Source organism: Arenimonas sp., from assembly GCF_035312645.1.
GTDB lineage: Bacteria > Pseudomonadota > Gammaproteobacteria > Xanthomonadales > Xanthomonadaceae > Arenimonas.
In genome coordinates this window covers 18,091-32,842 of sequence record NZ_DATGBO010000061.1, presented here as the reverse complement: position 1 = coordinate 32,842, position 14,752 = coordinate 18,091, and the positions used below count along the sequence as shown (strand labels likewise).

Here is a 14,752-nt window from a genome sequence, read left to right as displayed (position 1 = left end):
CGCCGATGCCGCCGATCTGAATCGCGATCGAGCTGAAGTTCGCGAAGCCGCACAACGCGTACGTCGCGATCAATGCGCCGTGCTTGCTCAGGCTGACGCCGGGCACCTTGTTGTTGACGATGTCGGCGAGCTGCAAGTAGGCGACGAATTCGTTGATCACCACTTTCTGGCCGATCAGACCGCCGACCGTGGTCGCATCCGACCAGGGCACACCGATCACCCAGGCGATCGGTGCAAGCAGATAGCCGAGAATCGTCGCCAGATCGGTGGGATGACCCAGATACGCGGCGAGGCCGGTGACATCACCGATCCAGGTCAGCGGCCAGTTCACCAGCGCGATCAGCGCGATGAAGGCGAGCAGCATCGCACCGATGTTCAGCGCCAGGCGCAGGCCGTCGCCGGCGCCCGCAGCCGCGGCATCGATCACGTTGGCGGTGGTTTTTTCCACTTCCATCTTCACTGTGCCGCGCGTCAGCGGCTCGCCGACTTCCGGGATCAGGATCTTGGCGATCACCAGCGTCGCCGGAGCGGCCATGATCGAGGCGGCGAGCAGATGCTTGGCGTAGAACGCCTGCATGATCGGATCGCCCGCACCGAGCATGCCGACGTACGCGGCGAGCACGCCGCCGGCGATATGCGCCATGCCGCCGATCATCATCGTGATCAATTCGGATTCGGTCATCTTGCCGATGTAGGGACGCACGGTCAGCGGCGCCTCGGTCTGGCCGATGAACACGCTGGCGCAGACGCTGGTGGTTTCCGCACCGGATACGCGCATCACCTTGGTGATCGCCCAGGCCATTGCGCGCACGATCTGCTGCATCACGCCGAGGTGGTAGAGCACGCCCATCAGGGCGGCGAAAAAGATGATGGTGGGCAGCACCTGGAAAGCGAAGATGAAGCCGTACTTCGAGGTGTCCATCAGGCTGCCGAAGATGAAGTCGGAGCCCTTGCTGACGAAGCTCAGGATCTTGACGAAGCCGTCGCCGAGCATCTGGAAGGCGTCCTTGCCGCCGGGCACCAGCAACACCAGCGAGGCGAAGGCGATCTGAAGGCTCACACCGGTCAGCACCAGCTTCCAGTCGACACGCTTCTTGTTGTTGGAAAACAGCCAGGCGATGCCGAGCAGAACAGCGAGGCCGAACAGGCCTTTCAAGATATCCATCAGAATCCCGTCCCCATGAGCGATCACGCAGGGTAGAGCAGGGCTCCGGTTCCGGCAAGGCGAGGCAAAGCGCCCGCGCGGGGATGCGACGGGCGCCTCAGTTCGGGTCGCGCGCCATCACCCGGTTGCGGCCGGCCTTCTTCGCGCCGATCAGGCGCAGGTCGGCCATGCGCATCAGGCCGGAGACATCGACGGCGTCCTGCGGACTGCAGGCGACGCCGGCGCTGAAGGTGAGTGCGCGCGGTTCCGCACCCGCTTCGACGATAAAGGGCTTGGCTTCGAGGCGTCGACGCAGGAAGTCGAGGCGCTCCCAGGCCGCGCCCAGCGGCTGCCGCAGGATGAGCACGAATTCCTCGCCGCCGACACGCATCAGCGGCTCGTCGCGACCCAGTTCCATGCGCAGAGTGTTGACCGCGTGGCGCAACGCGCCGTCGCCGGCGATATGGCCGAGTTCTTCGTTGATGCGGCGGAAGTGGTCGAGATCGATCAGCGCCAGCGACAGCGTGTGGCCCTGGTCGCGAGCATCACTGAGGATCTGCGGTACACGATGATTGAGGTAGGTGCGGTTGGGCAGACCGGTCAGGCCGTCGGTGCCGGACAGCTGCACCAGCCGCTGCAGGCGGAACACCACGATGGCAGTGACCAGGGTCGAGGCCGCCAGCAGCAGCGCACGCTGCACCTGATTGGACAATTGCACTGTGCCGTAGTCGGCCGACACCAGCGGTGCATCGGCATGCGCCTGGAAGAAGAAAGACAGCGCGAGAAATTGCGCGATCGCCAGCAGGCCGGTGCTGAGCGTCACGCGGACATCGTTGCGCAGCGACGTGGCGAAGATCGCCAACAGATAGAAGCACCAGACCACCACGCTGTTCAAACCCGCCGCCGGCGAGCGCAGCGCGAGCATGAGCAATACGAAGGTGACCAGGGTCGCATCGAAGGCCGAGGACACGAACGGCAGCCAGCGATGCCGACGATGCTGGCGCGCGAGGTTCAACCAGACCTGGGCGAGCAGCAACACCAGGCCCACGCCGGACAATCCCGCCACGGTTTCGTAGGTGTCGTGCGTGCCCAGGTAGTTGATCGCCGGCAGCAGGATCATGAAGACCGCGATCAGGATGCGCAGGCGTGCAAGCAGCATTTCGCCGCCGGCGCCGACCTCGAGCATGATCTCGTCGGGCGGCTCGCTCAGCGAACGGCGCAGGTCGATGAGGGTTTCGCGGAGCGTGCTCAAGCGTGCGCTGCAGTCGATACCGGGGGAACCCGAGCATAGCCGCTGGCTGGGGCGGTGTCAGGTAGCGAGTCCGAACCAGGCGACCCACAGGCCCAGGGCGAGGAACACGCCGGCGGCAGCGAAACGCGCGGCCTTCAGCGGCAGGCGCTGCGCGAAACGCGCGCCCAGCAATACCACTGGTACGTTGGCCAGCAGCATGCCGATCGTGGTGCCGCTGATCACCTGCCACAGCGGTGTGTATTTCGCCGCGAGCACGATCGTCGCGACCTGGGTCTTGTCGCCGATCTCGACCAGGAAGAAGGCGATCAGCGTGGCGACGAACGCGCCGTAACGCGGCGGCTTCACTTCGGCTTCGTCGAGCTTGTCGGGGATCAGGGCCCAAGCGGCGACGGCGAGGAAACACACCACCACGATCCAGCGCAGCACCTGCGGCGATATCTGCGCCGCCACCCAGGCGCCGGCCCACGCCGAGACCGCGTGATTGACCAGCGTTGACGCGAGAATGCCGGCGATGATTGGCCAGGGTTTGCGATAACGCGCGGCGAGCAGCAGTGCGAGCAACTGCGTCTTGTCGCCGATTTCGGCGAGCGCGACGGTGACGGTGGCGATGAGCAGGGTTTGCATCGGTGACTCCAGGCCGGGCGTGGACGCAATGGCTGGCGATGCGCGGCCCGGCAGGGCGCGCATCGACAACCAAAGGTCTTGCCAGTCGATACGACGCACGTATCGCCGCCTGCGCCATGGTCGATGCCGACCAAGTGTGTTGACGCAGGCCTCCGCGTGGGCGGGCGGCTACTCCCCGATGGGATGGGTGAAGTATAGCGGGATGGATGCGCGGCGCCGAGGCCACTGCGCAGGTCTTGCGATGACGATCGAGCGCTGACGGCGTGGCGAAAAACACTGGACCCCCGCCTGCGCGGGGGTGACGGCAGTTTCTTCGCGGGAGAGTTCACGTCTCGATGGGAGCGCATTGCGGAGCGCTCCATCACAGCGATGCAAGCGAGCTTCTTCGCATCCGCGAAGAAGCTCTTGCTCCGTCGTTATCGCGCCGGTGCGATCACCAGTTCGATTTCTTCGCCGTCGTTGCTGTCGCTGCCCGGGCCATCGCTGGTTTCCACCGCGTAATAAGCCGGTTGCGCTTCCGGAGCGAACGCCATGCCGCCGCGCGGCGGCGCCGGTGGTGCGGGTGGTGCAGGCGGCGCGGCCATCGGTGCACTGCCGCGGGCACGCGGTGGCGCCGGCGGTGCGGGCGGCGCCGGTGGTGGCGGAGGCGGCGTCATGAAGGGCAGGGCGCGCGCTTTCGGCACGGTCAGCGATACCGCTGCTGCCTTGTGGTCGCGCAACACGTCCACTTGCAATTGTTCGCCTTCGTTCTTGCCGCGCAGTGCCCGCATCACATCACGCGGCGAGGTCACGGCGGTGCCGGCGACGCGTTGGATCACATCGCCCGACTGCAGTCCCTTGAGTTCCGGCCCGCTGCTGAGTACGAGCACGCCCTTGTCGGTGCCGAAGTAATGACCGAGCGAGGCATCGACCGAAGCGAGGTTCAATCCTTGCCAGCGGAACGCCTGGAACATCGCCGGCAGATGGCAGTCGTCGTTGCCGGGTGCGCAGGTTTTCATCGGACCCATGCGCTGGATGTCCATCTCCACTTCCGGCGGCACCATCATCATGTGATCGCCGCCGGGACCGCCTTCCATGCGCGGCAGGCCGCGCTCTTCGCGGTTGAACACCACCATGTGGCGGATCGCGCCGGCCTTGACGCTGGCGTCGAAGGTCTTGCCTTCGCGGGCGTAGTTGAGTTTCACCACCTGGTCGATCTTGAGATCGCCGAGCAGCGTGCGCGCGCTGTCGACGGCGGCGGTGCCGTTGCCGGCGATCTTCTTGCCGTCGATCGCGAGTACGACGTCACCGCTGCGCAAGCCGGCTTTCTGCGCAGGGCTGTCGGGCGAGACCGCAGCGACGCGCACGCCGTTCGCGGCGGGATTGGGTGCCATCACGATGCCGAGGCCGGGGCGACCGGCGCGGGCGACGTCATCGCCGGGGCCATCGCCGCCATTGCGGATGATGCGCACCTCGCGATCGCCGCCGTCGTCTTCCTTCCATCGCGGACGCATGCGTTCGTGATCGTCGCCCGGGCCACCGGGTCCACCGACGCGACGCACGATCACGCGGACATCGTTGCCGTCGCCGAGATCCTTGCTCAGCTCCTGGATGCGCGCGACCAGGCGGTCGATTTCCGCGCGTGTGGCTTCCTGTTTCGCGGTCGGGGCGGTCGGAGCGACCGGGGCTTTTGCCGGCGGATCCGCCTGCGCGGCGCCGGCGCTGAGCGCCGCGGCGATGAACAAGGACAGCAATCGGGTTTTCATCGGTGTCTCCTCAGACAGGTAATGGGTGTGCGGTGGATGCGGATGCGTGGCGGTCGGGTCGGTGGGGAAACAATCAATAAGCGGAGACCAGGGCGACATCGAAGCTACGGCCTTGCGAGGCGAGGTAGTGGCGTGAGGTTTCGACGCGGGCGACATCGCGCAGCAATTCCACGCGCTGCTGCCAGAGCGACAGCTGCTGCGCGGGGTCGCGTGCCTGCGCGAGTTCGCTGTCGAGCGTGCGCAGGTTGTCTTCGAGTGCGAGGCTGAGCGCGGCGGTGCTGGCGCTGCTGGCGCCGTCGTCGCTGGCGGTGGCGACGAGGCGTTCGAGTCGTGCCGATTCCGACATCAGTGCGGGGAGCGATCCGGAATCCATTGTGGCCGCGGCGCTGCCCGACGTCGTCGATTGCGCAACGGACTGCGACTCCGGCGGCGTCATGCGCGGCAACAGGAACAGGGTGAGACCGATCACTGCTGCCGCGGCTGCCGCCAACGGCCAACGCGGGCGCTGCCGTTTCGCGGCGAGGTGGGCGGCGAGTACCGGCCAGGCGCTGGTCGCTGGTGCTTCCAGCGGCAGCGCGGCCAATGCCTGGGCGATCGGAATGTCTTGCTCGCGGGAGCGCAGGTCAGCCATGGACGGGTACCTCGGTATCGATCTGCAATTGCAGGCGCAGCTTGCGGGTGCCGCGGGCGAGCTGCGATTTGGAAAAGGAAATGGTCTTGCCCATCGTCGTGGCGATCTCGTCGTGGGTGAAACCTTCCGCGTGGTAGAGCCAGAGCACGCTGCGGGTGACATCGGGCAGCGCGTTCAAGGCCCGCGTCATCAATGCGGCATCGGCGGCCGCAGGCGGCAATGCCTCGTGCGATTCCAGATCGGCCTCGATGGCATCGTCGTCAACGTTGATGCGGCCGCGCTTGCGCAGGCGCATCAAGGTTTCGTTGACGGCGATCTGACGCAGCCAACCCCAGAACGGCGAGTCGCCGCGGAAATCACCGAGACGGTCGAACAGCTTGAGCATGGTGTCCTGCAGGATGTCCTGGGCTTCCTCGCGCTGCCCGCACAGGCGCAGCGCCAGGGTGAACACCGGCCGCTCGAACCAGCGATACAACTGCTCGAACGCCGCTGCCTCGCCACGGCGGGCGCGGGCAAGCAACGAGTCGGGCACATCGATCGCGAAGGACGAGGGCTGGCTCACATCGATACGGATGCCGGGTTGGAGGAAAGGGTCGCAGGCGGTCGCGGGCAGGTTGCGCCCCGGGCATATACTGGACCTTGAACAGACAAGGAGCGGGTTATGGGATTCGTCGTGATCGTATTGATGTTGCTGGGCGTGATCTTCGTGGCCAAGGCGGTACGCATGGTGCCGCAGGGTTACGAGTGGACCGTGGAAGCCTTCGGCCGCTACACCCACACCATGAGCCCGGGCCTGCACTTCCTGATGCCGATCTACCAGGGCGTCGGTCGCAAGATCAACATGATGGAGCAGGTGCTAGACGTGCCCAGCCAGGACGTGATCACCAAGGACAACGCGGTGGTGAAGGTCGATGGCGTGGTGTTCTTCCAGGTGCTCGACGCAGCCAAGGCGGCGTATGAAGTGGCGACGCTGGAAATCGCCATCCTCAACCTGGTGATGACCAACATCCGCACCTCGATCGGTTCGATGGATCTCGACGAGTCGCTGTCCAAGCGCGACGAGATCAATGCCAAGGTGCTGGTCGCGGTCGACCAGGCGACGCATCCCTGGGGCCTGAAGGTCAACCGCATCGAGCTCAAGGACATCCAGCCGCCACGCGACCTGATCGATTCGATGGCGCGACAGATGAAAGCCGAGCGCGAGAAGCGCGCCAACATCCTGGAAGCGGAAGGTTTCCGCCAGGCCGAGATCCTCAAGGCCGAGGGTGAGAAACAGAGCACGATCCTCGGCGCCGAAGGCAAGAAGGAGGCCGCATTCCGCGAAGCCGAAGCGCGCGAGCGCCTCGCCGAAGCCGAAGCCAAGGCGACGCAACTGGTCAGCACTGCGATCGCCCAGGGCGATGTACAGGCGATCAACTACTTCATCGCACAGAAATACGTCGAGGCGCTGAAGGAATTCGCCAACTCGCCGAACCAGAAGCTGATGATCCTGCCGACCGACGTCACCGGCGTCATGGGCACGATTGCTGGTATCGCCGAACTGGCCAAGGACAGCCTGAGCAAGCAACAGGCGATGATCGCCGCCAAGCCGCCACGCCTGCCGGGGACTTGAGATGAGCAAGGCAATGATTTTCTGGGCCTGTGCCGCGCTGCTGCTGATGGCGGCGGAGATGGTCGTGCCCGGGGCATTTTTGCTCTGGCTGGGTTTCGCCGCCGCCGGCACGTTCGTGCTGGTGTGGCTGCTGCCGCTGGCGCCGGTCTGGCAGGCGCTGGTGTTTGTGGTGTTGAGCCTGGTGTCGATCGGCGTCTATCTGCAATTTTTCCGCCGCATGCAGAAAGCCAGCGACCGCCCGCTGCTCAACCGTCGCGGCGAACAGATGGTCGGTCGCGTGCTGGAACTCGACACCGCGATCGTCGACGGCCGCGGCCGGGTGAAAATCGGCGACGCCTTCTGGACCGTGCAGGGCACCGACCTTCCGGTCGGCAGCAAGGTGCGCGTGGTCGCGATCGACAGCATGACGCTGAAGGTGGATCCGGCTGACTGATCGGTGGCCGTACTTATAGGTATAGAAAACACGGGACGCTTCGGCGTCTTCCTCTGGGACGGGACGCTTCGGCGTCCCGTGTGCTTTCCGGCTCTGCGATAATGCGCGCCTTTCCCGCCAGCCCGGACCGACGATGACCCAGAAGACGATCTACAACGAGACCCATCGTGCGCTCGGCGCGAAGATGGTGGACTTCGGTGGTTGGGACATGCCGATCCACTACGGCTCGCAGATCGAGGAGCATCACCAGGTGCGTCGCGATGCCGGCATGTTCGACGTCTCGCACATGACCGTGCTCGACATGCGCGGCAGCGGCGTCCGCCCGTTCCTGCGCATGCTGGTCGCCAACTCGGTCGAGAAGCTGACCAAGCCGGGCAAGGCGCTGTACTCGTGCATGCTCGACGGCAATGGCGGCGTGATCGATGACCTGATCATCTATTTCATGTCCGAGGATTTCTTCCGCGTCGTGGTCAACGCCGCCACCCGCGACAAGGACGTAGCCTGGATCACCGCGCAGGCCGCGCCGTTCAAGATCGACATCAAGGAGCGCCGCGATCTGGCCATGGTCGCCGTGCAGGGACCGAACGCGCGCGACAAGGTGCTCAGCCTGCTCACTCCCGATGCGGCAGCGGCGGCGAAGAAGCTGGGCAAGTTCGTCGCGGTCGAGGCCGACGGCATGTTCGTCGCGCGCACCGGCTACACGGGCGAAGACGGTTTCGAGATCATGGTGCCGGAAACGCAGGCGGTGGAGTTCTGGAATCGCCTGCTCGCCGCCGGTGTGAAGCCGGCGGGTCTTGGCGCACGCGACACGCTGCGCCTGGAAGCAGGCATGGCCTTGTACGGTCAGGACATGGACGAGAGCGTGAGTCCGCTCGAAGCCGGTCTCGCTTGGACGGTGGCCTTCGATGAAGGCCGTGACTACACCGGCCGCGCGGCGCTCGAAGCGCAGCAAGCAAAAGGTGTGCCGCGGCAGATGATCGGCGTGGTGATGGACGAGAAAGGCGTGCTGCGCCATGGCCAGGCAGTGTTCACCGCCGCCGGCGAAGGCGAAATTCTTTCCGGCACGTTCTCGCCGACGCTGGGCAAGGCGATCGCGTTGGCGCGCGTACCGGCCGGCGAGATCGGCGCGGTTGAAGTCGACATCCGCGGCAAGCGGGTGCCGGTGCGTCCGGTGAAATATCCGTTCGTGCGCGACGGCGCCGCCCAGCCCGGCGTGTGATCGAATGCTGCGATACGGCAAGGCTGTATCGCGCCGCGCGTCCTTGTAAACTGTGCCCGTCGTTATTCCCCCCAACCCCGTTGCGAGGCTTTGGCCATGAGTGAGATTCCCGGCGATCTGAAATTCCTGAAATCCCACGAGTGGGCCCGCGTCGAGGACAACGGTCAGGTCACCGTTGGCATCTCCGACCACGCGCAGGGACTGCTCGGCGATCTGGTTTACGTCGAGCTGCCGAACATCGGCGACACCATCACGCTCGGTGGCGCGGTCGCCGTAGTCGAGTCGGTCAAGGCGGCATCCGACGTGTACAGCCCGGTCTCGGGCAAGGTCGTCGCGGTCAACGACGCGCTCTCCGACAAGCCCGAGACGATCAACGAGGATGCTTACGGAGAAGGCTGGATCTTCGTGGTCGCGCCCGACGACATGGACCAGATGGCCGACCTGCTGGCACCGGATGACTACGCCGAACTGCTCGAGGACGAAGGCCACTGAGCCTTTCCACCAAGCTTCCCGCTCCGGCCGCCCAGTGCGGCCGGTTTGCTTTTCGGTCCCGGGAAATTTGCGGCGATGCCCGGCGGCGACATTTCTTCCGGCCGCGTTTTCGTCGGTCGGTCAGCAGCCGCAGCGCGAGTCGCGCCGGTTTCATCGGCACCAGGAAAGTGTCGGCGACGGCTGCCAGCGGACGCATCCGACCGACGTTGAACGGCGACCGCCGAGGTCCAGGAAGCGTCGCGAGAATCGGAAAAAGGTTGTGCGAACGTCGCCGGAAATTCTTTTCGCGCCGCCGTCACCCGGAAAAATTCTGCGCAGTTTCGCGAAATCGGCCTTCCGCGACGGCCAAACCGGAGGTCTGTCGCAAACGGAAAATTTGCCGGCGATCGCCATCGCAAAGCGCTCGTCGCGAACATGTCGTGGCCGCCGCGGAAGCGTCGCCGCATTTTGTTTTTTTGCTGTAGCCCGGGAAAAAGCCACATTTTTTTTTCATGCGCGGAAATATCGCGACGCGCCCGCCGCGCCGGATGAGCGTCGACGGAGTTTCTGCGCGGGGGGCACGCCGGCAAGCGGACGGAATTATTTTTGCAAAGTTGTTGACATCGTAAAAACACGTGATTAGCTTTCGCCCAGCAGACCCACACCTGCGGAAGCGAGTGATCAATAGCCAGTCGACAACACGCACGACCATGATGACCTCCGCCCAGAACATCGGCACGGTGGACACAGGCTTCGTTTCCTCTAAAAAAACACCGCGCACATCCCGCGCTACCCCGATCCCGACGCCCGGACCTGCCTTGGTCCGGGCGTTTTCATTCGCGGCGCTGACGCGCCGCAACCCCATCCGTCTTCTGGCTTCGGCCCGGCGACGGTGCGTTACGGGAATCGTCCCGTAACGGTGCCTTTGTGACTGGGCGTCCAAAAGCCAACTGACGAGGAGTTGACCATGGCTACCAAGAAAGCTGCGAAAAAACCGGCCAAGAAGGCCGCTAAGAAAACCGTGAAGAAAGCTGCCAAGAAGACTGTAAAGAAGGCAGCGAAGAAGTCCGTGAAGAAGGCAGTCAAGAAGACCGCCAAGAAGGCCGCCAAGAAGGTAGCCAAGAAGCCGGCCAAGAAGGCCGCGAAGAAGGCAGTCAAGAAGACCGCCAAGAAAGCCGCCAAGAAAAAAGTAGCCAAGAAGCCGGCCAAAAAGGCCGCTAAAAAGGTTGCCAAGAAAGCGGCCAAGAAGCCTGCTGCGAAAAAGGCCAAGAAGCCTGCCAAGAAAAAGGCGGCCAAGAAGCCTGCTGCGAAGAAAAAGGCTGCCCCGGCTGCGCCGATGGCACCTGTCGCTCCGGCGATGTAATCCGGAAAACCCGATAGCTGTAATCTCGACTCTCTCCCCGTGTAGCCCAGGCGGGGAGGGAGACTTTCCCGGGTACGGAAAGGACCGAAGAAAAAGCGCCGCAAGGCGCTTTTTTCTTTTTGGGGTTGGATGCGCGCGTAGGAGCGGCGTGAGCCGCGATTTCCTTCAACGTGCGTCGCCGACGGAGGAGATCGCGGCTCACGCCGCTCCTACGTCATCGGTCTCAGTCGTGCGCTTCCTCGGTATCCACGCCCAGCCAGTCTTCCGTCGGCAGGCCGAGGGCGCGATCCATCAGGCTGGGCAACAGGCCCGAAGGCGCGGCGCTTTCGCTGTTCCAGAGCACGACGATGCCGACGTCCTCGTCGGGCAGGAAGCCGATCAGCGCGCGATAACCGCGGACCGCGCCGCCGTGGAAGATCAGGGTGTGGCCGGAGTAATCAAACACCCGCCAGCCCATCGCGTAGTAGGCATTGACCAGGCGCGCGCGCCGCCAAGGCGAGCCGCGCAGCTCGCCGGGCGTGTCGACTTGCGGCGTGTGGATTTCGTTGAGCATTGCGGCGCTGAGCACATCGGGCCGATGGCCCATCTGCGCGAGCAGCCACTGCGCCATGTCGTGGATGCTGGAGTTCACGCCGGCGGCTGGCGGCACGCGGTAGTAGTTTTCCTTGGGCCGCTCGGCGATCCAGCCGCGGCTGCCGCGCACGTGCGGACGCGCCCAGCTCGGACTCGCCTCCAGGCCATCGCGGCCATAGGTGCTGTCGTACATGCCGAGCGGATGGAAGATGCGCTTCTCGACCTGGTGCGAATAGAAATCGCCGGTATCGGCAAACACCAGGTCGCCGATCAGGCTGAAGGCGATGTTCTGGTAGGCATAGCAATCGCCGGGCGAGCAGGCCATCGGTGCATCCGACAGGCGCTCGGCCAGCAGCGGATATGGCGAGTCGTTTTCGAGATCGCGATCATAGGTGTTGCGGGTCAGGCCGACGCGATGGCTGAGGATGTCGCGCACCGTGACCTGCCCGCCGCTCTGGTAATCGCGTAGCTTGAACGCCGGCAGCTGGTTGATGATCGGGCTGTCCCAGCTCATCGCATCTTCGGCGACCAGTTGCGCGCTGATCGTCGCGGCGAAGGCCTTCGACAGCGAGGCGAGGCGGAATACGGTGTCGTTGGTCACCGGCTGCGCGCCGCCGGCTTCGGTGACGCCGAAACTGCGCATCGAGACGACCTTGCCGTCCTGCACGATCGCCATCGCCAGGCCGGGCAGATTTTTCTGCGCGACCACCTGTTCGGCGAGGCGCTCGACTTCGCGCGCCGACGGCGTGATGTCGGCGATCGCATGATGCGGAATGGCTGCGGGTGCATTGGCGACACTGCCGGCGGTAGTGGCGATGCTTGGCAGCATGCCCATCGCGGCGTTGGAATCGCCTAGCCGGTTCGGGCTGGGCGCCAGCGCCAGGGGGATGGTCAGGAACAGGGATAGGCCGACTTTCTTGTGCATCGGGTCCTGCGTATGCTGGCGTGGAAGATCCATTCTATCGTGCGCGCTGCGCACCGGCCTTAACAACGGGGGTTGTCATGTCCTTGCTTATCCTGCTGGTCGTGTTGGCGGTCGTGTTCGCGCTTTGGGCTGTCGGCATCTACAACGGCTTGGTCACCGGCCGCAACGCCTTCAAGAATGCTTTCGCGCAGATCGACGTACAGCTGACGCGACGTTACGACCTGATCCCGAATCTCGTGGAAGTCGCCAAGGGTTACATGGCGCATGAGCGCGAAACACTGGAAGCGGTGATCAAGGCACGCGCCGCCGCCGTCAGCGGCCTTGCTGCCGCCAAGGCCAGTCCCGGTGACGCGGCTGCGATGGGGCAGCTCGCCACGGCCGAACAAGGCCTGGGCGGCGCCCTGAGCCGCCTGATGGTGGTCAGCGAGCAATACCCGGACCTCAAGGCCAACCAGAACATGATGCAGCTTTCCGAAGAGTTGACCTCGACCGAAAACCGCGTTGCTTTCGCACGTCAGGCCTACAACGATTCGGTGATGGCCTATAACAACAAGCGCGAGATGTTCCCCTCCAGCGTGATCGCCGGCATGTTCAACTTCGTCGCCGCAGCGCTGCTGGAAATCACCGAGCCGGCCAAGCGCGAAGCGCCGAAGGTCTCCTTCTAGCAGCGACCCTCACCCTTGGCCCTCTCCCGGCGGGAGAGGGGATGGGAGAGGGTGCACGCGGACCGCGCACCATGAATTTTTTCGAACGCCAGGATCTCGCACGCCGCCAGTCCCGACGCCTCACGTGGCTGTTTGTTGGCGCGGTGCTGGTGATCGTTGCGGCCGTCGATCTCGTGCTGATGATCGCCCTCGGCTTGGGCTCGGAACCGGGTAGCGGTCATTCCGGCATGGGTGTCGGCCTGTTTTTCTCGACGCTGCTGACGCTCGCGATCATCGGCTGCGCCAGTCTGTTTCGCATCGCCAGCCTGCGCCAGGGCGGCAGCAGCGTCGCGCAGCAGTTTGGCGGCACGCCGGTGCCGGAGAACACCACTGACTTCAACCTGCGTCGGCTGCGCAACGTCGTCGAGGAAATCGCCATCGCCTCGGGCGTGCCGGTGCCGCACATCTTTGTGCTGGAAGACGAAGCCGGCATCAATGCCTTCGCCGCCGGATATGCGCCCAGCGACGCCGCGATCGCGGTGACGCGCGGCGCGCTCAACCGTCTCAACCGCGACGAGTTGCAGGGTGTGATCGCGCACGAATTCAGCCATGTGCTCAATGGCGACATGCGCCTGAACATCCGCCTGATCGGTCTGCTGTTCGGCATCCTGGTGCTGGCGATCATCGGCCGGAAAATTCTCGAAAACGGCGGCGGTCGTGGCCGCGGTCGCGATGCGGGCGCCATTCTCGGCATCGGTCTGGGCCTGTTGGTGATCGGCTTTCTCGGGCAGTTCTGCGCGCGCTGGATCAAGGCTGGCATCAGCCGGCAGCGCGAATATCTTGCCGACGCTTCCGCCGTGCAATTTACCCGCCAGACCGGCGGCATCGCCGGTGCGCTGAAGAAGATCGGCGGTTTGTCGGAAGGCGCCAAGCTCGCCAATTCCGGCACCGAGGAAGTGGCGCACATGCTGTTTGGCGACGGCGTCGGTTACTCGGCGATGATGGCCACGCATCCACCCCTGCTCGAGCGCATCAAGGCGTTGGAGCCGGGTTTCCGCAGCGATCATCTGCGCGATCTGAGTGCGCGTTGGACGATGACTCCCCCGGTTGGTCTCGACGAGGATACGGCGCTGGGTCTTGCCGGTGCGCCGCCGTCGCTGCCGGCCGAACATGTGCAGATCAGCGTGACGCCGCCGGCGGTGATCGCCCAGGTCGGTGCGCCGCAGGCCGACGACTATCGCCGCGCCGGTGCGATCAACGAAGCAATTCCGGAAGTGCTGCAGAACGCCGTGCGCGATCACGAGGAAGTGATGCCGCTGCTGTTCGGCCTGCTGCATGCGCCGGCGGGCAAGGTGCGCGATCGCCAGCAGTACGAGCTGAACGCGCGCCTGGGCAAGCGCATGAGCGCGCAGTCGCTCGATTACGCCGATCGCCTCGAAGGCCTGCATCCCTTGCTGCGCCTGCCGCTGGCCTCGCTCGCGTTTCCGATGCTGCGGCGCCGGCCGCGCCCTGAGCTGCAGCAGTTCATCGAGACGGTGTATGCGCTGGTGCACGCCGATGGCCAAGTGTCGCTGTTCGAATATTGCCTCGGCCGCCTGCTGCATACACAGGTGCTGGAAGCGCTCGATCCCGCCCGCGCCTGGGTGCCAGGCAACAAGCGTCTGATCGACGTCACTGCTTCTGTGATCACCTTGCTGACCGCGCTCGCCAAGGAAGGTCACGACAATCCCGCCGATGCCCAGCGTGCGTACAACGCCGGCATGGCGCGGGTGTATCCGCGTCTCAACGCGCCGTACGCACCGCCGACCCAGGGCATCACCGGGCTCGAAGCGATCTGGCCGCTGCTCGATGCGCTGGAACCGACCGGCAAGGAAGTGCTGCTCGAAGGTCTGGTCGCGGCGATCAGCAGCGACGGCCAGGTCAGCGTCGCCGAAGCCGAGTTGCTGCGCACGATCTGCGCCTCGCTGCATTGCCCGCTGCCGCCGATGCTGGAACAGGCCGAATCGCGGCTGTCCTGATTCTTTTTTTAGGAGCGATGGCAATCGCTTCGTAGGAGCGACGCAAGTCGCGATTTCTCGCAAGATACGGCGGTTCGCGACTTGCGTCGATCCTACAA

14 protein-coding genes, 1 pseudogene and 1 riboswitch are annotated in these 14,752 nt (G+C 64.8%); of the genes and pseudogenes, 7 read left to right on the top strand and 8 right to left on the bottom strand.

From position 1 onward, the window contains the following. The 6 genes from VKM35_RS05705 to VKM35_RS05680 all read right to left on the bottom strand — a co-directional run. A partial coding sequence (locus tag VKM35_RS05705) for a NupC/NupG family nucleoside CNT transporter (RefSeq protein WP_324319273.1) occupies positions 1–1,165 on the bottom strand: 1,165 nt, incomplete at its 3' end. 97 nt (positions 1,166–1,262) lie between these two features. Next, positions 1,263–2,396: a GGDEF domain-containing protein gene (locus tag VKM35_RS05700; protein ID WP_324319271.1), complete on the bottom strand. Its 1,134-nt coding sequence runs from the start codon at positions 2,394–2,396 to the stop codon at positions 1,263–1,265. Positions 2,397–2,453: 57 nt separating this feature from the next. Then, the gene (locus tag VKM35_RS05695) at positions 2,454–3,020 is read right to left on the bottom strand and encodes a TMEM165/GDT1 family protein (protein ID WP_324319268.1); all 567 of its coding nucleotides are present in this window, start codon (positions 3,018–3,020) and stop codon (positions 2,454–2,456) included. Between the two features lie 83 nt (positions 3,021–3,103). Further along, a riboswitch (yybP-ykoY riboswitch) is annotated at positions 3,104–3,209 on the bottom strand. Between the two features lie 227 nt (positions 3,210–3,436). Next, positions 3,437–4,765 carry a PDZ domain-containing protein gene (locus tag VKM35_RS05690; RefSeq protein WP_324319266.1) on the bottom strand — a complete coding sequence of 443 codons (1,329 nt, stop codon included), beginning with the start codon at positions 4,763–4,765 and terminating at the stop codon, positions 3,437–3,439. Between the two features lie 73 nt (positions 4,766–4,838). Beyond that, on the bottom strand, positions 4,839–5,396 hold the full coding sequence (locus VKM35_RS05685; RefSeq protein ID WP_324319264.1) for a hypothetical protein: 558 nt from the start codon (positions 5,394–5,396) through the stop codon (positions 4,839–4,841). After that, complete coding sequence (locus VKM35_RS05680) at positions 5,389–5,958, bottom strand: sigma-70 family RNA polymerase sigma factor (protein ID WP_324319262.1); 570 nt, start codon at positions 5,956–5,958, stop codon at positions 5,389–5,391. The genes VKM35_RS05685 and VKM35_RS05680 overlap by 8 nt, the downstream gene beginning before the upstream one ends. Before the next feature lie 99 nt (positions 5,959–6,057). Between VKM35_RS05680 and VKM35_RS05675 the strand changes: the two genes are divergently transcribed. The 4 genes from VKM35_RS05675 (at position 6,058) to gcvH (ending at position 9,152) form a co-directional block, all read left to right on the top strand. Next, on the top strand, positions 6,058–7,008 hold the full coding sequence (locus VKM35_RS05675) for an SPFH domain-containing protein (protein ID WP_324319260.1): 951 nt from the start codon (positions 6,058–6,060) through the stop codon (positions 7,006–7,008). Between the two features lies 1 nt (position 7,009). Then, positions 7,010–7,441 (top strand): NfeD family protein, encoded by a 432-nt coding sequence (locus tag VKM35_RS05670; protein ID WP_324319257.1) that lies wholly within the window; start codon positions 7,010–7,012, stop codon positions 7,439–7,441. A 133-nt stretch (positions 7,442–7,574) separates the two neighbouring features. Beyond that, positions 7,575–8,660: a glycine cleavage system aminomethyltransferase GcvT gene (gene gcvT / locus VKM35_RS05665; protein WP_324319255.1), complete on the top strand. Its 1,086-nt coding sequence runs from the start codon at positions 7,575–7,577 to the stop codon at positions 8,658–8,660. Between the two features lie 96 nt (positions 8,661–8,756). Beyond that, the gene (gene gcvH, locus VKM35_RS05660; RefSeq protein ID WP_324319253.1) at positions 8,757–9,152 is read left to right on the top strand and encodes a glycine cleavage system protein GcvH; all 396 of its coding nucleotides are present in this window, start codon (positions 8,757–8,759) and stop codon (positions 9,150–9,152) included. 295 nt (positions 9,153–9,447) lie between these two features. On the opposite strand, the gene VKM35_RS05655 is transcribed toward gcvH, so the two are convergent. After that, positions 9,448–9,996 carry a hypothetical protein gene (locus tag VKM35_RS05655; protein ID WP_324319250.1) on the bottom strand — a complete coding sequence of 183 codons (549 nt, stop codon included), beginning with the start codon at positions 9,994–9,996 and terminating at the stop codon, positions 9,448–9,450. A 249-nt stretch (positions 9,997–10,245) separates the two neighbouring features. Here VKM35_RS05655 and VKM35_RS05650 point away from each other — a divergent pair. Beyond that, positions 10,246–10,332 (top strand): annotated as a pseudogene (locus VKM35_RS05650) (histone); the annotation flags it as partial. A gap of 385 nt (positions 10,333–10,717) precedes the next feature. Here VKM35_RS05650 and VKM35_RS05645 read toward each other — a convergent pair. Continuing rightward, positions 10,718–11,992, bottom strand: coding sequence for a serine hydrolase domain-containing protein (locus VKM35_RS05645; RefSeq protein ID WP_324319248.1), 1,275 nt, complete (start codon positions 11,990–11,992; stop codon positions 10,718–10,720). Positions 11,993–12,069: 77 nt separating this feature from the next. On the opposite strand from VKM35_RS05645, the gene VKM35_RS05640 reads away from it, so the two are divergent. Both VKM35_RS05640 and VKM35_RS05635 read left to right on the top strand, forming a co-directional pair. Further along, positions 12,070–12,657: a LemA family protein gene (locus tag VKM35_RS05640; protein ID WP_324319246.1), complete on the top strand. Its 588-nt coding sequence runs from the start codon at positions 12,070–12,072 to the stop codon at positions 12,655–12,657. 71 nt (positions 12,658–12,728) lie between these two features. After that, complete coding sequence (locus VKM35_RS05635; RefSeq protein ID WP_324319244.1) at positions 12,729–14,654, top strand: M48 family metallopeptidase; 1,926 nt, start codon at positions 12,729–12,731, stop codon at positions 14,652–14,654. Positions 14,655–14,752 lie beyond the last annotated feature (98 nt).

Bases quoted from the DNA above. Each gene is read 5' to 3' on its own strand.
- VKM35_RS05685 (WP_324319264.1), bottom strand. From the start codon at position 5,396: ATGGCTGACCTGCGCTCCCGCGAGCAAGACATTCCGATCGCCCAGGCA.
- gcvH (WP_324319253.1), top strand. From the start codon at position 8,757: ATGAGTGAGATTCCCGGCGATCTGAAATTCCTGAAATCCCACGAGTGG.
- VKM35_RS05670 (WP_324319257.1), top strand. From the start codon at position 7,010: ATGAGCAAGGCAATGATTTTCTGGGCCTGTGCCGCGCTGCTGCTGATG.
- VKM35_RS05655 (WP_324319250.1), bottom strand. From the start codon at position 9,996: ATGGGGTTGCGGCGCGTCAGCGCCGCGAATGAAAACGCCCGGACCAAG.
- VKM35_RS05695 (WP_324319268.1), bottom strand. From the start codon at position 3,020: ATGCAAACCCTGCTCATCGCCACCGTCACCGTCGCGCTCGCCGAAATC.
- VKM35_RS05635 (WP_324319244.1), top strand. From the start codon at position 12,729: ATGAATTTTTTCGAACGCCAGGATCTCGCACGCCGCCAGTCCCGACGC.
- VKM35_RS05675 (WP_324319260.1), top strand. From the start codon at position 6,058: ATGGGATTCGTCGTGATCGTATTGATGTTGCTGGGCGTGATCTTCGTG.
- VKM35_RS05690 (WP_324319266.1), bottom strand. From the start codon at position 4,765: ATGAAAACCCGATTGCTGTCCTTGTTCATCGCCGCGGCGCTCAGCGCC.
- VKM35_RS05640 (WP_324319246.1), top strand. From the start codon at position 12,070: ATGTCCTTGCTTATCCTGCTGGTCGTGTTGGCGGTCGTGTTCGCGCTT.
- VKM35_RS05645 (WP_324319248.1), bottom strand. From the start codon at position 11,992: ATGCACAAGAAAGTCGGCCTATCCCTGTTCCTGACCATCCCCCTGGCG.
- gcvT (WP_324319255.1), top strand. From the start codon at position 7,575: ATGACCCAGAAGACGATCTACAACGAGACCCATCGTGCGCTCGGCGCG.